Raw genomic sequence first — 20828 nt, forward strand, 5'->3', positions numbered from 1 at the left:
TGGGGAAAAATGTGCATTTTGTTTGGCGGTAAAGTTGTGCTTAAAATTTAGTCAGTTCTGTTTTTTAATTTTAAATCAGACAGTAATCTGATTTATGCACAGGCTGTCCACGCGATTGAACAGTGAAAATGTGCATGGTGGGGATATATTTCAGACGGCCTTATTTGCTGATTTTCAACAAAGCGGTCAAATCCCCGATAAATTTCGGTTCCCGTTTGATGAGGTAAACAATCAAAGGAAGATTACCCACGGCCACAATCAAATACAGCAGCGTGATGCTTTCGAACAACATCAGCAAAACCGCGCTCAAAATAGCGGCCGACACCATAAACACGCCGTTGATGATGTTGTTGGCGGCGACGGCGTGGGCGCGGAAGGTTTCGCTGCTGGCGGTTTGCAGCCAAGTGTAAAGCGGTACGGAGAAGAAGCCGCCGAAAAAGCCGATAGCCGACATGACGAGCATAATCGGATACGCTTGGGCTTGCGATAAAAACCAAATAATGCCGTTTAATTCGGTAAAGCGTTGGCCGTGGGTCAGCCACACCAGCAATAATCCACAGACCGTCAGCCCCAATGTGCCGATGGTGACCAAGCCCAAAATCAGTCGCTCATGGCTGAGTTTGGCGCATAATACCGAGCCGATGGCGATGCCGATGGAGAACAGCGCCAACATCAGGTTGAACACATTATCGTTGCCGCCCAAATGGATTTGCGTGAACGTCGGCAGTTGGGTGGTATAAACCGAGCCGACAAACCAAAACCATGAAATACCGATAATGGAAGTGAATACAGGGCGGTCGGCCACCGCTTCTCGAATCAGCGAATTCGTGCCTTTGATGATGTTCCATTCGATTTTTGTGTCCGGCATTTTAGCGGCTACAGACGGCATAAACAGGCTGGTCATCGTGCCGCCGATAGCGACCAACAACACCAAACCACCAACAATATATGGCGGAACGCCTGCGACTGCCGTGCCCAAAATCTGGCCAAGCAAGATGGCGATAAACGTACCCGATTCAATCAGGCTGTTGCCCATAATCAGCTCTTTGTCGTTGAGGTAATCGGGCAAAATGGCGTATTTCAGCGGGCCAAACAGGGTAGATTGCGTGCCCATGCAAAACAGGCAGATTAAAAGCAAAGGCGCGGATTGGATGTAGAAGCCATACGCCGCCACTGCCATGATGATGATTTCCAACAGCTTGATCCAGCGCGCCAAAACGGCTTTGTCGAATTTGTTGCTCAGCTGTCCTGACAGCGCGGAAAACAGAAAATAGGGTAGGATAAACAGCATCGCTCCTAAGTTCAGCATTTGGCTGGACGGCAGAAAGTCGTTTTTGCCCAAACCGTAAAAACTGATCATCACGAATAATGCGGTTTTGAACACATTATCGTTAAACGCGCCCAAAAACTGCGTCCCAAAGAGCGGCGCAAAACGGCGGGTTGTGTGGAAATTCAGATTGTCTTTTTTAAGGCTCATTGTTAGGATTCTTTGTTTTCGTCTTTTTCGATCAGTTTTTCAGTGGAGTCATCGTCCATCAAAATGCGGTGTGCAGGTCCTTCAAGGTCGTCAAACTGTCCGTTTTTACCCGACCACCAGAAAAACCAGCCGATAATAAAGGCCAAAATAATGCTGATGGGTACAAGGATAAACATACTTTCCATTACATCGCTCCGGTCAAATCGGTCAGGATAAAGGTTTTACCGCTGATGGTCAGATATTCGTTGCGCAGCGCGCCGATGTTTTTATCGTCAAAAAACAATTCGATACGGTCTTTAACCACGCGCCAGTATTGCGGAATATCGGTTTGCTCGAAAGGCGACAATACCGCCGCTGCGGCTGCGTCTTCACTTTGCAGCTTGATTGCGAAGCGTCCGCTTTGCGGCGGATTTTGCGACTCATCGTCTGCCAACATAATAAAAAATCCGGCATGCTCGCCGTCTTGAGTGTGGATACTGAAATAATGCATATTGAAAATTCTTCAAAACCGCCGTCATTTTTCAGACGGCCTAAAATAAAATTTCGTCCATTTTACATCAAATATTAAGTCAAGCAGCCGATTACATTTTTTGTTAGAATACGACGTTTACTTTGTTAATCTGTTCAGACCGCTACCCACTACGTCCCACAAGGGGTGCAACATAGCCGGAGCAGCAGTAAGGTCCCGACAAAAATGCCGTCTGAAACCTCAAGGAGCATAAAATGACACAAAAATTAATCTTGGTTTTGAACTGCGGCAGCTCTTCTCTCAAAGGTGCCGTATTGGATAACGACAGCGGCGAAGTATTGCTGAGCTGCCTTGCCGAAAAACTCAATCTGCCCGATGCCTACATCACCTTCAAATTCAACGGCGAAAAACACAAAGTCGACCTGTCTGCCAAGCCCGACCACACCGGTGCAGTTGAAGCCCTGATGGAAGAACTCAAAGCCCACGGCCTCGACACCCGTATCGGCGCGATCGGCCACCGTGTGGTAAGCGGCGGCGAATTGTACAGTGAATCCATTTTGGTTACCGACGATGTTATCGCTGGTATCGAAAAATGTATTCCACTTGCTCCTTTACACAACCCGGCTCACCTTTTGGGCCTGCGCGCTGCACAAACCATTTTCAAAGGCCTGCCGAACGTTGTCGTATTCGACACCGCATTCCATCAAACCATGCCTGAACACGCTTACAAATACGCTGTTCCACATGAATTGTATGAAAAATACGGCTTGCGCCGCTACGGCGCGCACGGTACCAGCTACCGCTTCGTCGCCGACGAAACCGCACGCTTCCTCGGTAAAGACAAAAAAGATTTGCGCATGGTTATTGCCCACTTGGGTAACGGCGCATCCATTACCGCCGTTGCCAACGGCCAATCTCAAGACACCAGCATGGGCCTGACTCCGCTGGAAGGTTTGGTAATGGGTACCCGCAGCGGCGATATCGACCCTGCCGTTTTCAGTTTCTTGGCTGAAAACGCCAACATGACCATTTCCCAAATTACCGAAATGCTGAACAAAAAATCCGGCCTGCTCGGTATTTCCGGTTTGTCCAACGACTGCCGTACCATCGAAGAAGAAGCTGCCAAAGGCCATCCGGGCGCCAAACTGGCTTTGGAAATGTTCATCTACCGCTTGGCTAAATACATCGGCAGCATGACAGTAGCGGCAGGCGGTTTGGACGCATTGGTTTTCACCGGCGGTATCGGTGAAAACTCCGACATCATCCGCGAACGCGTATTGGGCTACTTGGGCTTCCTCGGTCTGCACATTGACCAAGAAGCCAACCTGAAAGCCCGCTTCGGTAATGCCGGTGTGATTACCACTGCCGACAGCAAAGCTGTTGCCGTTGTGATTCCTACCAACGAAGAATTGATGATTGCACACGATACAGCCCGTCTGAGCGGCCTGTAATCCATCATCATTGAAAACCTGTCCGCAAGGACAGGTTTTTTATTGTGTATAGATGAAGAAAATTTTGAGAATATATTGAGAAAAGCCGGTAAACATTACGTTTGCCGGCTTTTCCGTTTGATCCACTCGCAGTTTCTGCGAATTCTCTTTTAAGTATTTTTCATAGGGTTGCATGAATGCTATTTTTTACCGTTCTTAATACCCTCACTCAACACCTGTTGAAAACGCTCGTAATCACAAAAGCCCTTTTCATCTTTTTCACAGCCTTTGAGCGTTAAAGCTGTTTGGTTTGGTGGTGTCGCTAAACTTAATGGCATGGTGTTAATCAGCTGTTCGGTAGATTGATACACATAATCCAACTTAAATTTGAGCTTACCACTTGGTTTGTGCTTCCACACTTCAAATAGCAGCTTGCCACCGATTGGGATATTTTCCAATGAACCATCTAATTCATAAGGCTCAACACCTAATGCAGCCAGCAGAGCGACGATATTAGAATCGTGTCCAACCAATAAGTTAATTTTATTTTCGCTATTTAGCTGCTGCTGAATAAATGCCAATAACGGATATGATGCATTTTGTGCTAACGCTTCATTGTTTTTAAATAAAGTACGGTAATATTCGTTTTTAATTTCGTTAATTGCGCGCCATTTTTCTTGGCTATCCACACGACCGTTTGCAATTTCAGAATCAGGCTTACCCACATAATGTGCGAGCAATAATGCACTGACAATTTTCTTCCCGGTGCTGATAGACCCCGTAATCTTGACCGACTTGCCGTCTTTGATACTGTATTCACCGACTTTTCCACCTAAATCACATTCGCCTTTTTGCAAACAGTTTGGTGAATTTTTATAATCGATGATTTCACTCAATAGCGCATAATTTGGCGCTAATTTTTGCTGTAAAGCGGTTAAATCAACGTTATTTTTTGCAGATTCAATCAAAGCTTGGCTTGGATTGTGCGCCTGCGTGTTAAAAATTGGATCTTTTTCTGAACCAATTTCACCGTGATGTTGCAGTTGAACATTACAGCCTGCAAAAGCTCCCGCCACAATGGCCTGACCTGTTGCAATGGTGCGTTGCACTCCATTCGCATAAGCGAAAATACCTTCACCCGATGCACAACGATCTGTCGTTAATAATCCTTTATCCGCAAGCCATTGTCCTAAATATTGGCCGAAATAGGTTTCTAGCACTGTCCCTTTTGCCGTGAGATAACCAGATGGCACATCCCATTTTGCCCACGCATACGGGGAATATTTCGCCATTTCTTGCGGATCTTTTTCCACTGGTGAACGCAATCCGTGTCGGCTGAAAATCAATACTTTCTCTAATTCATAATCAGAACTTGAGGAAGTTTGACCATTTTCTGTTGCAAACGCACTACTTGCTAAAGCTGAGCCAAGCAAAAGTGCGGTGAATTTTAGGGTTATTTTTTTCATATTCGATACCTAATCATTTAATGTTGAAATTGAGCTATAAAAATTCAAGGCATATTTGGTGCCGTAAACTAACACCATAAATACTGCAACAATATTGACTACCGCTTAATCAGTGCAATATTAAGATACTGATAGATAGGTTTAGAACTTATAACTGATGGTAAACAGCAAAGTCCTGCCTCGTGCGTAGTTGTTCAAGACGGAGCGTGTCGTACCGCCATATTTGCCATTGCATAAACCGTTGGCATCGCATTCGACTTCCTCATCATCTAAACCGCCTTTTCTTTCAAATACGCTGAAATAGCGCTGGGTTGCGGCATCATTTGCGGCGTCCAAAGGATCGACATAGCGTTTATTGAAGGCATTTTGAATGTCGAAACGAAGGATAAGGTTTTTCTTCGGTTCATAATTGGCATAGAAATCAAAAATCATCGGCTGTCTGTTGATGCTTTCTGTTTTTTTGATCACCCTTCTGCCCATTTGATGTGAAGAGTAGGTATTAGCACCGGTTGTACCGTCAACAAATTCCTCCTCAGTCGTCGCCCGTGTACTTTTGCCGTAATAGCGCATAATGCCGCCGATGGTCAATTTGTTGCCCAACCATCGGGACCCTAATTCAAACCGACCGTAATCTCGGGGCAGGCGGGAAATTTTGCTTAAGCCGTAGCCTTGTTTGATTTGGTCTTCTTTAGAAGAGTTGCGGGGAGATTCGCTGGCATCGCTATAATTGGTCGGCTGGTTGGTTTTTTGATAGGCGTAAGACAGGATGGTAAAAAAGCGGCCGAAATCATAGTTCATTTCCACTTCCAAACCATTTTTATGGACAGGTTTGGCATAGTTTCTATGCTGGATGGAGTATTGCAGGCCGGTACTGGTTACCCAGCTGGGTGCTTTGTCCAAATCCCACCATTTGCCATAAACATTGTGGATATAGTTGTTTATCCTACTGCGATAGGCAACCAGTTTGAAACCCAATACATCATCCGGCTTGAAAATCCCTTTTTTGAAGGTATTGAAACCTATTTGGTAAGTATTGGCCTGTTCCGGCTTGAGGGTGGTATTGACGCCCGAGTCGCCGATTTGTGAAAAATACATTTCTTGAATATTCGGCATTCTATGCGTGCGCGAATAGCTGATAAACGGCATAAAGTAGTCGTTAACATTGATGTTTAATGCCACCGAATGGTTTACCGCATGCTTTTTACCGGATTTGGTATAAACCGGTTCGTAAAGGTCGCAGCTTGGTGTGCAATGCTGTTTATAAATTTTGGAATCTTCTCCAAATGCTTTTTTAAAGTCTTCTTGGGTATTGAAGTAGTCGGTATATTCGCCCTTGTAGCGGTAGTTGACCATATTGGCGCTGTAATTCAATTGATAAATACCTTTTTTCAAGGAAGTATCAAAATAGAAGGTATTGAATTTTTGCTGGCCTGAAGGTTGCAATATCGTTGATTTTTGGGGAAATATTCCTTTGTCTCCTTTGAAGCGGCCTAAAAAACTGTACAGGCCAGCATCTTGATCGGGACCGTCGTAAAACAAGCTCAGCTCTTCCGGAAAGCGGTTTTTACTGTATTGGTTTTTAAAGAAATTGAAACCGACGGTAGCTTTTAAATCTGTTTTTTGGGGAAGTTTGAAAGAAAAGCTGTTGTTGATATCCAAAAGATTGGCTGTGTTTTTGGTTTCCAAATAATCCAACAGCCCCCATCCTGAAAAACGTGAGTTTTTCGGATATTTTTGTTTACCCAGATTATGGGCGGCCAATACGTTTAAATCGACATAATCGCCAATGTTTAAGTTGTAATTGGCTTGGTAGTTGCGGTTTTCTACTTTGCGGCTGCCGATACGGTTGTTCATGGTACGAAGCTGAAGGTCCAGCTTGTTGTTGTCGTTTTCATATTCCACTTTGACTAAATGGCTGTTTGAGCGTTGTTGCAGGCTAGTCGGGTCGATTGGAGTCAGGTCCCATTGCGGTGCCAAATTCTCTTTCCAGCTTCTTTCCAAGTCATCGACATAATCTCTTTGTAAAACTTCAGGATCGTTATATTTTTTGGAGAAAGGGTAGTCCCAATAGCTTTTGCCGACTGCGTTACGTTTGGAAAAGTCACGAACCCAGAGATTTTGTTCGTGGTCGAATTTCAATAAGTTGCTTTCAAAATATTCTTGTTTTTTACGGTCCAAATATTCTTCGCCAAAATTGCCGATACGCTGACCGCCGCCGCCCACTTTATAGTTTTGCTCGACATTACGGTGGCTGTAACCATATAACGCGCCAAGGCGCGCACCGCTGTCAAACCATTTTTGTACCGCTCCGGTTGCCATAAAATTGCTTTTGGTGCTGTTTGTGCCGGTCAATCCTTTGGTTAAAAGGCCGAAGGTATGGTTTCCGTGTACCACATCATCTACCCGTAAAGTACGGAAATTGGCTGTACCGGATAAAGTATTGATGCCGTTGGCACCCGAGAAACTGCCTTTGGTTACATCCACACCGGCAATAAAATTGGGATCCAGTGCCGTACCAAATTGCGAGGAGCTGCCGCTGCGTCCGGCATCGGCGGAAGTGGAATAGAAGGTTTGGGTTACGCCGTCAACCATCGTATTGACACGTCCCAAACCGCTATCGCCACGGATATTAACTGCCAATACCCCCGATCCCTTGTCTTGTTGGGTGAAGACGCCGGGCATGCTCCGAACGATGGTATCGATGTTTTCGCTGGATTGATAAACCCGTTCACGCGAACTTTTGGCTTGGCCTTCGGTAAAAACTTTTTTCTCTTTGGCAATGTGTTTGCCTTTGACTTGAATTTCATCAAGCTCTTGAGTTGAAACTTCTTCTTCTGCGTGTGCGATACTTGTTATAGCCAGTAAAGATAATGTCAGTAGATTTAATTTGAAATTCGGATTCATGATAGTTACCTCAGAAACGAAGTCGCTACTTTATAACATATTATTAAACTTTACAAATATTTTGAAAATGGTTTTTATTTATTAAAAAATAAAGTAAAATTTTGTTTTATAAGATAATCCAACCGCATATGATTAATCTGGCTGAAAAGATAAAGCAGGTCTGAATTTGAATTGGGTTGGTTGAGAAAAGGGGAGATTTAATTGAATTTAAACAGCCGGAAGAAGAAAATTTGATTGCGCTATGTGAATTGAGCCGTCGGTTTCAAATGAAACCGGTAAAAAACATGAAATGCAAAATATAAAGTCGATATAGAAAGGTTTGAAGTCAGTTGAAGAAAAGGCCGTCTGAAAATGATATTTCAGACGGCCTTTATTGTTTGTTTTAAGCCTTATTCCGGACCGCGGAATGTATCGTGGCAGGATTTGCAGGTTGCACCGGTTTCGCCGTAAGCGGCTTTGATTTCTTCGAGCTTGCCGGTTTGGGCAGCGGCGTTGAGTTTTTCAACCGCAGCAACGAATTTTTCTTCTTCGGCTTTGAATGTTGCTGTGTCTGTCCAGATGGCAGGCAGGGCGCGGCCGTTGCCTTGAGGATCGGATTCAAACAGGGTGAACGGTTTTTTGCTGTTTTCAGCAAAAGTGGCTGCAGCTTGTTTGAATTTCTCAACGTCGTAAGGCTCTTCGTCTTTGACCATTTTGCCCATGCGGGTAAACTCAGGCATCATGGATTTGAATGCGGCCGTACGGTCTTCGGAAATAGGGCCTTTAGGCTGGGAAGGCGCGCCGCTGCCGCCGCAGGCGGAAAGGGTAAGCGCCACTGTTGCCAAAGCAACAGGGAGAAAACGGGTTTTCATATGGAGTGTGTCCTATTGTAATGATATGATTATCGTTAAATTTAAAATCAGCCGGTCAACCACTCAGGCCGTCTGATAAGGCGTTATCATACCTTAAAACCCAAGTCTGAAACGAGTACAGAAAGGAAACGATATGGCAATTTTGATTACCGGGGCATCGGCAGGATTCGGCGCGGCAATGTGCCGCACCTTTGTTGCAGCAGGCTATCATGTCATCGGCGCGGCACGGCGCGAAGACAAATTGCAGCAGTTGGCAGAGGAATTGGGCGAGCAGTTTTACCCTTTGGAAATGGATGTTTCGCGCACGGAGTCGATTCAAAACGCTTTGAACAGCCTGCCCGAGCATTTGTCCGAAATCGATTGCCTGATCAACAACGCCGGTTTGGCTTTGGGTTTGGATACTGCCGATAAAGCCGATTTTGGCGATTGGGAAACCATGATTCAAACCAATATCATCGGCCTGACTTTTCTGACCCGACAGATTTTGCCGCAAATGGTCGCGCGCAAACAGGGCTATATCATCAATTTGGGTTCGATTGCCGGCAGTTATGCTTATCCCGGCAGTAATGTCTATGGCGCGACCAAGGCTTTTGTGCGTCAATTCAGCATGAATCTGCGCGCCGAATTGGCAGACAAAAACATCCGCATTACCAATATCGAACCGGGCTTGTGCGGCGATACCGAGTTTTCCAACGTCCGTTTCAAAGGCGACGACCAGCGTGCGGCCGAGGTTTATGAGAATGTCGAGTTTATCCAGCCGCAAGATATTGCCGATACCGCTTTATGGCTCTATCAGCGTCCGGCGCGGATGAACGTCAATTCCATCGAAATCATGCCGGTTGCCCAGACCTTTGCAGGCATGAAAGTTTACCGCGACGAGCCTGCACCGGCGAAGGAAGAAACGTTTGAAAAACAAAGCATGTCTTTGTTTGGAAAAATTAAATCTTGGTTTAAGTAATCGGCATAAGGCCGTCTGAACGTTTCAGACGGCCTCTTTGTTATCTGAAATTGAGTAAACACGCTATAATGTAATTTTTTATTAACAAGGCCGTCTGAAAGGCTGTTTCAGTTATGAACGCAATCAAACAAAAAATCTTAGAACAAGCGCAGCGCGATGGCGTGCAGGTAACCGCATTGCGCGAGCAAGTGCTTGATATTGTTTTGAAACAAAGCGGCGTGATTAAAGCCTACAACGTTCTGTCGCAGATGCAGCAGCAAAGCGAGGGTGTGGTTGCGCCGCCGACGGCCTACCGCGCCCTTGATTTTTGGGCGGAACAGGGCGTTTTGCACAAAGTGGCGGCGGTCAACGGCTATATTTTGTGCAGCCACGCGCAGCACGAGTGCAACGACCATTGCCACGACCACGAAGAAACAGAGGCGCACCACAGCGCGTTTATTTTGGTTTGCACCGAATGCGGTACGGCGGATGAGCAGACCTTGAGCCAAGAATGGGCGGCCTTGCGTGCAGGCGTGGCTGAAACCGGTTTCTCATTAAAAGAAGAACATGTTGTTTTAACAGGAATTTGTAAAAAATGTCAGAAGTAAAAAAGACTAAAGTCCACCTGATTTCAGGCTTTCTCGGAACAGGTAAAACCACCGCACTCAAAAGTCTGATGGCGCAAAAAGACCCGAATGAAAAATGGGTCATCATCGTCAACGAATTTGGCGAAATCGGCATTGACGGCGCCGTCTTGAGCGACAACGGCATTCCCGTGGCCGAAATTGCCGGCGGCTGTTTGTGCTGTACTGCCGGCGCGCAAATGGGGACGACCGTACAAAAAATGCTGCGCGATGCCCAACCCGACCGCTTGATGATTGAAGCCAGCGGTCTGGCGCACGCCGCCAGCGTTATTGACGAACTGAAAGCCAAACCGCTCGACAGCATGCTGGAAATTGGCGCCGTCTTTACCGTTGTCGATCCGCGCCAGTTTATTAATCCCGATTACGCGCAACAAGCCTTGTATAAAGACCAAATCGGCATTTGCGACGTATTGGTCGCCAGCAAAACCGACTTGTGCACGCCGGATCAACTGGCCGAATTTCATGATAAAGCGGCCAAACTGTTCCCGCCCAAAGCCAAAGTGGTTGAAGTCCAAAATGCGCAACTCGACATCCAATGGCTTGACATTCCCGTTATCGAAAAATCACGTTACCGCCTCAAAGCCCTGCCGGACAACACCATGGGCTTCCAGTCGCAAGGCTTCACATTCCCTGCCGGACGCGATTTCGACGGCGAAAAATTGACCGATTTCTTCAATGACCTGCCTAAATTGACAGACGGCCTCGTCCGTGCCAAAGGCGTGTTCCAAGTGCTCGGTACTTGGGTATGGCTCAACTGGGTGGACGGACAATGGGGCGCAAATCAGGTTTCATGGCGTCGCGACTCGCGCTTCGAGCTGATTGCCAAATCCTTTGATGCGGATTTGATTGAGAAAAAATTGCTGGAGGCTTTGGAGAAGTAAATCATCGTCCAAACGCTTATTAATCCGTTACGATAACGCCGTCTGAAGCAAGCGGTTTCAGACGGCCTTCAAATCAAAAAAATAGAGGAACACTTAACCATGTGGCGTTATATCTTTCATCGTTTGCTCCTTTTGATTCCCACGCTGTTGGGGATTTTGGCGATTACTTTCGCCGTGATTCAGTTTGTTCCCGGCGGCCCGGTGGAGCAGATGGTTCAGCAGCTGACGCAGGGCGCGGTTGGCGGCGAGACGGCGGGACACAGTATGCCCGGAACTTTGGCCAAAAACGGCAACCGCATCAGTGCGGAGGATTTGGCCGCGCTGAATGCTTTATACGGTTTCGACAAGCCGCCTTTGACGCGTTTTGCCGATATGGTATGGAAATTCGCCCGTTTCGATTTGGGCGAGAGCTTTTTCCATCACCAAACTGTGTTTGAATTGGTGAAAGAGAAAATGCCGGTATCGATGAGTTTGGGTTTGTGGACGTTTTTCCTGACTTATTTGATATGTATTCCGTTGGGTATTGCCAAGGCGGTCAGGGATGGCAGCCGATTCGATACGATTACGGGCATGATCATTTTGGTCGGCTATACCGTACCGCCGTTTGTCTTGGGCTTGGTGTTGCTGGTGTTGTTTGGCGGCGGCAGCTTTTTTGCCTGGTTCCCGCAGGGCGGTTTGGTCGGCGATGATTTCGATACGCTCTCTTGGGCCGGTAAAGTCAAAGATTATTTGTGGCATATGGCCTTGCCGATTACCGCTTCGGTGGCAGGCAACTTGGCGGTGATGACCGTATTGACGAAAAACGTGTTCCTTGAAGAAATCCGTCGCCAATATGTTTATACCGCGCGGGCCAAGGGCTTGCCTGAGAAACAGATTTTGTGGAAACATATTTTCCGCAACGCCATGATTCCTCTGATTACCGGTTTCCCGGCCGCATTTATCGGCGCATTCTTTACCGGAAGCCTGTTGATTGAAACGCTGTTCTCGCTGGACGGGTTGGGTTTGCTGTCTTACGAGGCAGTGATGAAACGTGATTATCCTGTCGTAATGGGCACGCTGTATGTGTTCACGCTGATGGGGTTGTTGGCTAAATTGGTGTCGGATATTTCTTATTCGTGGGTCGATCCGCGCATTCACTTTGGCGGACAGAAATAAGGCCGTCTGAAAATATCTTCAATCCATTATTAAAGAATGTTTCGAACCATGAAAAAGAAAAAATCTACTTCAAACCCTACTTGGCAGGCCTTTAAGCAGCATAAGCGCGGTTGGCTGGCTTTGCGGATTTTGGCCGTTTTGTTTGTCGTTACCTTGCTTGCGCCTTTGTGGAGCAACGACAAACCTTTGTGGATACGCTATCAGGGCGAGTATTTCTTCCCTTTGGTAACTGAATACAATGAAACCACATTTGGCGGCGATTTCGATACGCCTGCGGATTATTTGGATCCGCTTATCCGCCACAACATCACTTCAGACGGCAATTTCGCCCTGTATCTGCCCAATCCTTACGATGCCGATACCTTGAACGATTTCGATACGGCCCCCGATCCTGCCAAACCGTCCGAACGGCATATCTTGGGAACGGACGACCGCGGCCGCGACCTGTTGGCGCGCTTGGTTTACGGTTTCCGCGATTCGCTGCTGTTTGCCTTGGTATTGACCGTGGTGACTACCGTAATCGGCGTGGTTGCAGGCGCGGTGCAGGGTTATTTCGGCGGCAAAACCGACCTTCTGATGCAGCGTTTTATCGAGGTTTGGGGCGGTATGCCGGAGCTGTACCTCCTGATTATCCTGTCTTCGTTCTTTAATCCCGGACTGTTGATTTTGCTGGTATTGCTGTCGCTTTTCGGCTGGATGGGCTTGTCCGACTATGTCCGCGCCGAGTTTTTGAAAAACCGTCAGACCGATTACGTTTTGGCGGCGCGCGCGATGGGCGTGAGCAACCGTGAAATCATGTGGCGCCATATCCTGCCCAACAGCTTGACGCCGGTATTGGCCTTTTTGCCTTTCCGTATTTCAGGTGCGGTACTCGCCCTGACCAGTTTGGACTTCTTGGGCTTGGGCGTACCTGCCTCACAGGCGAGCTTGGGCGAGTTGCTGGCGCAAGGCAAAGACAACTTGGACGCGTGGTGGATCGGTCTGTCTGCCGTTGCTACGCTGACGGTGATGCTGCTTTTGCTGGTTATGATCGGCGAAGGTTTGCGTCAGGCATTTGATGTACGCGCACGCAGCTAATTGCTTTTCTAAAGCGTGAAGAGGGTGGGCGGAAAAGCTTATCCTTCATTCTCAAGGCCGTCTGAAAAGTTTCAGACGGCCTCATCCATTCGTTTGAATCATTAAAAACCATGAATCAAGAAATCACATTTCTTACGCTTTTTCTGCTCGGCTTTTTTGGCGGAACGCATTGCGTCGGCATGTGCGGCGGATTGAGCAGCGCATTCGCATTGCAGCTGCCGCCACATTTAAACCGAATCGGGCTGATTGTATTGTTGAACTTAGGGCGCATCAGCAGCTATGTCGTCATTGGCCTGTTGGTCGGTTTGGTCGGGCAGGTTGGCATTTCCTTGGACGATACGCGCGCGGTTCAAAACGGTTTGTATATTGCCGCCAATGTCTTGCTGCTTTTACTTGGGCTGTATCTTGCCGGTATTTCGACTGCCGCAACCAAAATCGAAGGCATCGGCAAACCGATATGGAAACGCCTGAATCCTTTACTGAACAAATTGCTGCCGATTAAATCAGTGCCTGCCTGTTTCGGCGTGGGCGTGCTTTGGGGCTGGCTGCCTTGCGGCTTGGTGTACAGCGCGTCTTTATATGCTTTGGGCAGCGGCAATGCCTTGCACGGCGGACTGTATATGCTGGCGTTTGCGTTGGGGACCTTGCCGAACCTGCTCGCGATGGGCATATTTGCAGCGCAGTTGAAAACCTTTTTGCAAAAACGCATGGTTCGTTTGTGCGCCGGATTATTGGTGGCAGGATGGGCGATATGGCGCTTGGCCGTCTTTGCGATGGGGCAAATCGGGTAGGGAAAAAGGTTTTATCTAGTTTGTTGTTTTGCAATCAAAAAGGCCGTCTGAAAGATTTTCAGACGGCCTTTTCACAAGAAAGATTTAATGAATCAAATTCCAAGTCATTTTGGCGGCAATCAGCAGCAACATGATGCCGAAAGCAATTTTGAGTTTTCGGGCGGGCAGCTTGTGCGCCGTTTTAACGCCGAGCGGGGCAAAGAGGATGGTGGCAATGCTCAAAATGGCTACGGCCGGAAGATAGATAAAGCCTGCCGCACCTTCAGGCAGGTTGGCAATAGGCAAACCGTTGGCAAAATAGCCGATGGTGCCGGCAACTGCAATCGGCCATGCCAGGCCTGAAGATGTGCCGATGGCGCGGTGCGCCGGAAAGTTGCAATACAGTAGGAATGGAACGGATAGTGAACCGCCGCCGATACCGACCCAGCTTGAAGCCGCACCAAAAAGCGTGCCTGCGGCTGTCAGGCCGGGGAGGGCGGGCAGGGTGCGTGAAGGTGTGGGTTTGGAATCGCGTAGGGTTTTGAGTGCGATAAGGGTAAGAAATGCAATAAAGAAAACCTGCAAAGCCAGCGTCGGCATATATTTTGCCGTTGCTGCGCCGAGGAAGACGCCGAGTATCATGCCCGGCGTCATCCGGCGGACGGTTGCCCAATCGATGGCGTATTTTTTATGCTGGGCATACATGCTGGAGAAGGTGGTAAACACCATGACGGCAAAGGAAGTGCCGATGGCGAGATGCTGTGCATAGGGGTGGTTGCCTACGCCTTGCAGTTGCAATGCCCATAAGACAACGGGGACAACCAGCGTGCCGCCGCCTACGCCGAACAGCCCGGCAATAAAGCCCGCCGCGCTGCCGACGGCGAGCAGGGCAAGGATGATGTCCCAAGACCACATTTCAGACGGCCTTGTCGTGTTTGTGTGATTTATGGCGTTTTTTAAACCAACGGATGACTGCCATCACATAACCGGACAAGCTGTAACCGAGGAAAAACAGGAAGAGGACGAGCGAAGGCTCCCAATTGATCAAAAGCAGAATCAATACGGCCAACACCATGCCCATAAACGGCACTTGGCGGCGGATGTTGATTTCTTTGAAGCTCCAAAACGGAATCTGCACAATCATGGAAATGCCGGCAAACAGGGTGATACCCAATGCCCACCAATGCACGTTGGGGAAACGCTCGACGCTGTGGTTGACCCAAATCAGGCCAACAATCAACGCAGCGGCAGTCGGGCTGGGCACGCCGATAAACCAGCGTTTGTCGACTTTGCCGATAAGCGTGTTGAACAGTGCCAAACGCAGGGCGGCGCAGGCGCAGTAGATAAAGGCAACGGAATAACCGATTTTGCCAAATTGCCAAAGTTGCCATTTGTAGGCAATCAGGGCAGGCGCGACGCCGAAGCTGACCATATCGGCAAGGCTGTCGAGCTGTTCGCCGAACGCGCTTTGGCTGTTGGTCAGCCGCGCCACGCGTCCATCCATACCGTCGAGCAGCATGGAAAGGAAAACTGCAATCGCCGCTGTTTCATAACGTCCGTGCATAGACTGGGTAATGGCAAAGAAGGCGCAAAACAGTGCGGCGATGGTAAAGGAATTGGGCAGCAGGTAAATGCTGTTTTTGCGGATGGAGTTGCGCGGTGGAATCGGATTTTCTGTATTTTGTGAGTTGTCCATAATGTTTCCGTATATGCTGCGGGTGCAGATGAGGCATTATACCGCATTGGCAGGTTAAGGATTTTTAAAAGGCAGTCGTAGTTTCACTTCATCAGCATAAAGTTTCAGACGGCCTTTATTGCGTCAGTCAAACAACTCGCCCTGCGCCTGCTCTTTGGTCACGCGTACGTCGGTTTCGCCGTCGGCAAAAGTGATGTGCAGTTTCTGCCCTTGTTTCAACGTATCGGCATTGCGGATGACTTGTCCGCGGGTGTTTTTGACGACGGAGAAACCGCGCTCTAGAATATGCTGCGGCGATACGGCTTCGAGCAATGCTGCTTGGGCGGTCAGGCTTTGACGGCGGTGGGTAAGCAGCTGGCGGAAGGAATGCGATAAGGCCGTCTGAAAGTGGTCGATGTTGTGTTTGTAAATGGAAACATCAGGATGGCAATGTTTCAGGGTTTGGGTTTGGCGTTCAAAACGGGCGGTATGGGCGCGGAGGTTTTGCGTCATCGAGTAAGACAGCGTTTGCGCCAGTTTGCTGATTGAAGCGCGCTGATCGTCAAGTTTTTGGCGCGGATGACGGATTTGCCGCGCGAGCCAGTCGAGTTTTTGGCTGGCATCGAAATAGCGTTGTTCCAAAACGGTTTTCAGACGGCCTTTGGCTTGGGCGAGGCGGTGTAACGATTCTTGGCGGTTTGGGCTGACCAATTCTGCCGCGCCGGTCGGCGTGGGCGCGCGTACGTCGGCAACAAAATCGGCAAGCGTGAAATCGGTTTCGTGTCCTACGCCGCTGACAACGGGAATCGCGCAGGCTTCAATGGCACGCACGACCGGCTCTTCATTAAACGCCCACAAGTCTTCAATGCTGCCGCCGCCGCGACAGACAATCAACACATCGCATTCGGCGCGTTGCGAAGCGGTTTTAATCGCTTGGGCAATTTGCAACTCGCTGCCTGTACCTTGAACGGGCGTCGGATAAACGATAATGGGAATTTCAGGCGCGCGGCGGTTTAAGGTGGTTACAACATCGCGCAATGCCGCCGCCGCCAGGCTGGTGATGATACCGATACATTGCGGACGGGCGGGCAACGGTTTTTTGCGTTCCGCTGAAAACGCGCCTTCCGCCTGCAACTGCGCTTTCAATCGCTCATAGGCTTCGTAAAGCTGCCCCAAGCCTTTGAGCCGCACCTCGTTCACGGTAATCTGAAATTCGCCCCGCGCTTCATAAATACTGATTTTTCCTGATACTTCGATATGGTCGCCTTCTTTCAAAGGCTTCGCCAAACGCGCCGCCGCACCTTTAAACATCGCGCAACGTACCTGCGCGCGGCTGTCTTTGAGCGAGAAATAATAATGTCCGCTGGCGGCATGGGTCAGGTTGGACACTTCGCCGGCAATCCACAAGCCTGCGAGATGGTCTTCCAACAAGGCTTTGGCGAGGGCGTTGAGTTCGGATACGGAAATGGAGGAGGGTGCGAAGAGTTCGGACATTACGAAACAGAAAAATTGGGGAAAGCTGAATTATAAGGGTTTTAGGGCGATTCGTTGTATTCGTTTTTATGAAACTTGCGCCCTTTGTTTTAATATTATCAAAGCCGCATGTTCAGACGGCCTTGTCCGGGCAGGCTTGTGTTATATTATCGTTTGATTTTCGCTTCAAAAGCCGTGCGTATGCCCAAACTCCACCAAATTATCGAGCGCCATTGGCAATCCCCCAATCCGTTTTTGTCTTTGCTGTTAAAACCATTGTCCAAGCTGTTTGCCAAAATTGCGGCGAAACGGCGCGATGATTTTGTTTCAGGCCGTCTGAAAAGCGAAAAATTGCCTGTGCCAGTGGTGGTGGTCGGCAATATCCATGCAGGCGGAACAGGGAAAACGCCGATAGTCGCCGCGCTGGTGTCGGGTTTGCAGAAAAAGGGCGTTAAGGTCGGCATCATCAGCCGGGGTTACGGGCGCAAGAGCAAGGCGGTTCATGTATTGAATACAGCCAGCAGCGCGGCAGATGCAGGCGACGAGCCTTTATTATTATTTCGCCAAACCGGTGCGCCTACGGCGGTAGGCAGCAGCCGTACAGAAGCAGGCAGGGCATTGCTTGCGGCGCATCCGGAGCTTAAATTGATTGTGGCCGACGACGGTTTGCAACATTATGCCTTGCAACGCGATATGGAAATTGCCGTATTTCCTGCGGCAGATACAGGGCGTACCAATTTGGATTTACTGCCCAACGGCAGCTTGCGCGAACCTTTGTCTCGATTGGCTTCCGTTGATGCGGTTGTCGTCAGCGGAGGGAAAGCAGATGCGGCATTTAGGCCGTCTGAAAATATGTTTGCCAGCCATATTGAAACAGGGCGGATTTACCGTTTGAACAGGCCGTCTGAAAAATTGGATTTTGCGGGTTTGGGAAATCAAACCGTCGCCGCCGTCGCCGGTATCGCCAAGCCGGAGCGTTTTTTCGATTCGTTGCGGAACATGGGCATCACCTTGAACCAAACCGTTGCACTGCCCGACCATGCCGACATCGCAGCAGCAGACTTGCCCAATGCGGATGTGGTCATTATTACGGAGAAAGATGCAGTCAAGTTTTCAGACGGCCTTAATCTGAATCATGTATGGGTCTTGCCTGTTTGTGCGATAATTGAACCTAATTTGGCGGTGTTCGTATCCGCGAAAGTTTCAATCTAAATGCTTATATATGTTTCACAGATGTTTTAAAGATGATCTTCAAACTACGCGATAGGAGTAAATCATGAAGTTAAAATATTTGTTGGTCGCTTGCGCAGCTTTATTTGTATCCACTCAAAGCCTGGCTGCTAAACCAAGTGATGAATCTGCAATGAAATGGTTGGAGATTCAAGACATAAGCAATAATTATAGCGAGAAAGTACAACGTTCTTTGGAGATGGTGAATAAAGAGGACAATGAGCGCTTGTTAGCGATGACGCCCAAAACGCAAAAAGCGCAGATGAAGGCGGTCATCAGCCGTTATATGAAAAATATGCAAGACGATTTGAGCCGCCCTGAGTTGAAAAAACAATGGTTGGATGAAGAAAAGCGTGCCGTACAGAAAGTATTTACACAAGAAGAAGTCGATGCAACCAACCGTTTTTTCTCTTCGGCTCAGGGAAAAAATATTTTGAAAAAGATAAGAAGTTTACAACAGCATGGTGGAAATCTTGAGGATGTATTGAGCCAATCGGATATAGAAAAGATGGCTGAAGCATTTGGGCATGGTGCTGGCAAGTCTGCGCTCGAAAAAGTCAAGCATTTCGATAAGCTGAGCGATGAGATTATCCAAAAAAACATGAGTCAAAACTACCTCAATGCAAGCGATAAATATACGCCCGCTTTTGAGGCTCAAACACGCGATATTTTGTGTAAGGGTAATAAACATTCTTCGGAATGTGCCAAATAATTTTCCGACTATCTGAAAATATTTTTTTATTGAAAAGGAGAAAAAATGAAACTGAAAACCTTATTATTGCCCTTCGCCACGCTGGTCTTGTGTGCCAATGCGTTTGCCGCGCCGCCCAGTGATGCGTCGCTGGAGCGTTTGTTTGAAGTTCAGAAGATGGATGCACTGCTGAATCAGTCTCTCCAAAGCGATGGAGGTATTGTGCTCTCTGATCCGAAGATACAGGATTTTTTAAAAGATGTGCCAAAAGATAAGCGTCCACAGTTAGAAGAGGTCCTTAAAAAATATACAAATCAATTAATGAACGAAATTAATGCACTACAAGAGAATACCCAGGTACATAAAGCAGCTTTAGATGGTATAAAGGCGGTTTATACTCAGGAAGAAGTCAACGCATTGATTGACTTTTACGGCACTGCAGTGGGGCAATTATACTTACTAAAACGCCGCGCTATTTTGAGGCTACAATGAATCTAATATTGAGAATTATCACTGAAAAATACGAAAAATCCAGTAAAAACAAAAATTTAGTCCGTAAAATCCGTCAGATCATGTACAACGGCAAAAATCCTGACCAAGTCTGTACACGGCAAACAAAGCAAGCAAAGAAAACGGCACGGAAAAAATGATGCCTCTTGAGGCCGTCTGAAAACGAGCGCAGCGAGTTTCGCCAAAACGAGTGCAGCGAGTTTCACTAAAACCACCAAACCCGAAAGTAAACCCCCATGGAAAAAAAATTCTTAGACATCCTTGTTTGTCCTGTTACCAAAGGCAAACTCGAATACCATCAAGACAAACAGGAATTGTGGAGCCGTCAGGCGAAGCTGGCTTATCCGATTAAAGACGGCATCCCTTATATGCTGGAAAACGAAGCGCGAGCGTTGAGCGAAGAGGAACTGAAAGCATGACCGAATTTGTCGTATTGATTCCGGCGCGGTTGGATTCTTCACGTCTGCCGGGCAAGGCTTTGGCTGATATTCATGGTAAACCGATGGTTGTACGCGTTGCCGAACAAGCAGCAAAAAGCGAGGCTGCGCGTGTTGTCGTTGCCACCGACCATCCCGATATTCAGACGGCCTGTCAGGTGCACGGTGTCGAAGTGGTCATGACTTCCAATCAACATGAAAGCGGTACAACGCGCCTTGCCGAAGCGGCCAATACGCTGAAACTGCCACAGCATCTGATTGTCGTGAACGTACAAGGCGACGAGCCTTTAATCGATCCCGAACTCATCAACCGTACGGCCAAAGTTTTGGTTGAAAACAATGTGCAAATGGCGACGGCCGCCCACGAATTGCACGATTTTGACGAGTTTATGAATCCCAACGTCGTCAAAGCCGTCCTCGACAAAAACCGCAACGCCATCTATTTCAGCCGCGCTCCGATTCCTTATCCGCGCGACACCATGCGCGCCGAAAAACGCGAATTGCCTTCCGAAACAGCCGTTTTACGCCATATCGGCATTTATGCCTACCGCGCAGGCTTCCTGCAACGCTATTCCGAAATGGAAGTTTCTCCTTTGGAAACCATCGAATCGCTGGAACAATTGCGCGTCTTGTGGCACGGCTATCCGATTGCCGTTGAAATTGCCCAAGAAGCGCCAGCCGCCGGCGTGGATACGCAGGAAGATTTGGACAGGGTAAGGGCTGTGTTCGAGGCCGTCTGAAAGGAAAAAAC

Annotated in this window: 21 protein-coding genes; 12 read left to right on the top strand and 9 right to left on the bottom strand. The window is 48.2% G+C overall.

The window, feature by feature from the left end; translation table 11 throughout:
- Positions 1-160: 160 nt before the first annotated feature.
- From HMPREF2711_RS10330 to HMPREF2711_RS10340, 3 genes are read right to left on the bottom strand one after another with little or no spacing between them, the layout of a single operon-like run.
- Complete coding sequence (locus tag HMPREF2711_RS10330; RefSeq protein ID WP_003746061.1) at positions 161-1477, bottom strand: MFS transporter; 1317 nt, start codon at positions 1475-1477, stop codon at positions 161-163.
- Positions 1478-1479: 2 nt separating this feature from the next.
- Positions 1480-1662, bottom strand: a complete 183-nt coding sequence (gene ccoS, locus HMPREF2711_RS10335; protein ID WP_003746062.1) for a cbb3-type cytochrome oxidase assembly protein CcoS — start codon at positions 1660-1662, stop codon at positions 1480-1482.
- Positions 1662-1967: an HLGFF motif protein gene (locus tag HMPREF2711_RS10340; RefSeq protein ID WP_003746064.1), complete on the bottom strand. Its 306-nt coding sequence runs from the start codon at positions 1965-1967 to the stop codon at positions 1662-1664. Before HMPREF2711_RS10340 ends, ccoS begins: the two co-directional genes overlap by 1 nt.
- Before the next feature lie 233 nt (positions 1968-2200).
- Here HMPREF2711_RS10340 and HMPREF2711_RS10345 point away from each other — a divergent pair, with 233 nt between their 5' ends.
- Complete coding sequence (locus HMPREF2711_RS10345) at positions 2201-3397, top strand: acetate kinase (protein ID WP_003746066.1); 1197 nt, start codon at positions 2201-2203, stop codon at positions 3395-3397.
- Positions 3398-3576: 179 nt separating this feature from the next.
- On the opposite strand, the gene HMPREF2711_RS10350 is transcribed toward HMPREF2711_RS10345, so the two are convergent.
- From HMPREF2711_RS10350 to HMPREF2711_RS10360, 3 genes are all read right to left on the bottom strand, one after another.
- Positions 3577-4842, bottom strand: coding sequence for a histidine-type phosphatase (locus HMPREF2711_RS10350; protein WP_003746068.1), 1266 nt, complete (start codon positions 4840-4842; stop codon positions 3577-3579).
- A 141-nt stretch (positions 4843-4983) separates the two neighbouring features.
- Positions 4984-7746 (bottom strand): TonB-dependent receptor domain-containing protein, encoded by a 2763-nt coding sequence (locus HMPREF2711_RS10355; protein WP_003746070.1) that lies wholly within the window; start codon positions 7744-7746, stop codon positions 4984-4986.
- 389 nt (positions 7747-8135) lie between these two features.
- Positions 8136-8597, bottom strand: a complete 462-nt coding sequence (locus tag HMPREF2711_RS10360) for a c-type cytochrome (RefSeq protein WP_003746073.1) — start codon at positions 8595-8597, stop codon at positions 8136-8138.
- Between the two features lie 133 nt (positions 8598-8730).
- Between HMPREF2711_RS10360 and HMPREF2711_RS10365 the strand changes: the two genes are divergently transcribed.
- From HMPREF2711_RS10365 to HMPREF2711_RS10390, 6 genes are all read left to right on the top strand, one after another.
- Positions 8731-9555, top strand: a complete 825-nt coding sequence (locus HMPREF2711_RS10365; RefSeq protein WP_003746075.1) for an SDR family oxidoreductase — start codon at positions 8731-8733, stop codon at positions 9553-9555.
- 113 nt (positions 9556-9668) lie between these two features.
- On the top strand, positions 9669-10142 hold the full coding sequence (locus tag HMPREF2711_RS10370) for a Fur family transcriptional regulator (protein ID WP_003746077.1): 474 nt from the start codon (positions 9669-9671) through the stop codon (positions 10140-10142).
- A complete protein-coding gene (locus tag HMPREF2711_RS10375) occupies positions 10130-11059 on the top strand; it encodes a CobW family GTP-binding protein (protein ID WP_003746079.1) in 930 nt (309 codons plus the stop codon). The genes HMPREF2711_RS10370 and HMPREF2711_RS10375 overlap by 13 nt, the downstream gene beginning before the upstream one ends.
- Before the next feature lie 99 nt (positions 11060-11158).
- Positions 11159-12214 (top strand): ABC transporter permease subunit, encoded by a 1056-nt coding sequence (locus tag HMPREF2711_RS10380; RefSeq protein WP_003746080.1) that lies wholly within the window; start codon positions 11159-11161, stop codon positions 12212-12214.
- Positions 12215-12250: 36 nt separating this feature from the next.
- A complete protein-coding gene (locus HMPREF2711_RS10385) occupies positions 12251-13291 on the top strand; it encodes an ABC transporter permease (RefSeq protein WP_003746082.1) in 1041 nt (346 codons plus the stop codon).
- 110 nt (positions 13292-13401) lie between these two features.
- Positions 13402-14082, top strand: a complete 681-nt coding sequence (locus HMPREF2711_RS10390) for a sulfite exporter TauE/SafE family protein (RefSeq protein ID WP_003680951.1) — start codon at positions 13402-13404, stop codon at positions 14080-14082.
- 84 nt (positions 14083-14166) lie between these two features.
- On the opposite strand, the gene HMPREF2711_RS10395 is transcribed toward HMPREF2711_RS10390, so the two are convergent.
- From HMPREF2711_RS10395 to xseA, 3 genes are all read right to left on the bottom strand, one after another.
- Positions 14167-14976: a sulfite exporter TauE/SafE family protein gene (locus tag HMPREF2711_RS10395; RefSeq protein WP_003746083.1), complete on the bottom strand. Its 810-nt coding sequence runs from the start codon at positions 14974-14976 to the stop codon at positions 14167-14169.
- Position 14977: 1 nt separating this feature from the next.
- A complete protein-coding gene (gene pssA / locus HMPREF2711_RS10400; RefSeq protein WP_003746086.1) occupies positions 14978-15757 on the bottom strand; it encodes a CDP-diacylglycerol--serine O-phosphatidyltransferase in 780 nt (259 codons plus the stop codon).
- A gap of 123 nt (positions 15758-15880) precedes the next feature.
- Complete coding sequence (gene xseA / locus HMPREF2711_RS10405) at positions 15881-17230, bottom strand: exodeoxyribonuclease VII large subunit (RefSeq protein WP_003746088.1); 1350 nt, start codon at positions 17228-17230, stop codon at positions 15881-15883.
- Positions 17231-17410: 180 nt separating this feature from the next.
- On the opposite strand from xseA, the gene lpxK reads away from it, so the two are divergent.
- The 5 genes from lpxK (at position 17411) to kdsB (ending at position 20817) form a co-directional block, all read left to right on the top strand.
- Complete coding sequence (gene lpxK, locus HMPREF2711_RS10410; protein ID WP_036493566.1) at positions 17411-18421, top strand: tetraacyldisaccharide 4'-kinase; 1011 nt, start codon at positions 17411-17413, stop codon at positions 18419-18421.
- A 64-nt stretch (positions 18422-18485) separates the two neighbouring features.
- Positions 18486-19151, top strand: a complete 666-nt coding sequence (locus HMPREF2711_RS10415; RefSeq protein ID WP_003746094.1) for a DUF2059 domain-containing protein — start codon at positions 18486-18488, stop codon at positions 19149-19151.
- Between the two features lie 45 nt (positions 19152-19196).
- Positions 19197-19622, top strand: coding sequence for a DUF2059 domain-containing protein (locus tag HMPREF2711_RS10420; RefSeq protein WP_003746096.1), 426 nt, complete (start codon positions 19197-19199; stop codon positions 19620-19622).
- A gap of 254 nt (positions 19623-19876) precedes the next feature.
- Complete coding sequence (locus HMPREF2711_RS10425) at positions 19877-20059, top strand: Trm112 family protein (protein ID WP_003746098.1); 183 nt, start codon at positions 19877-19879, stop codon at positions 20057-20059.
- The gene (gene kdsB / locus HMPREF2711_RS10430) at positions 20056-20817 is read left to right on the top strand and encodes a 3-deoxy-manno-octulosonate cytidylyltransferase (protein WP_003746101.1); all 762 of its coding nucleotides are present in this window, start codon (positions 20056-20058) and stop codon (positions 20815-20817) included. The genes HMPREF2711_RS10425 and kdsB overlap by 4 nt, the downstream gene beginning before the upstream one ends.
- Positions 20818-20828 lie beyond the last annotated feature (11 nt).

The sequence above is a fragment of the Neisseria sp. HMSC070A01 genome (assembly GCF_001810165.1).
In the GTDB taxonomy this organism is placed as follows: Bacteria; Pseudomonadota; Gammaproteobacteria; order Burkholderiales; family Neisseriaceae; genus Neisseria.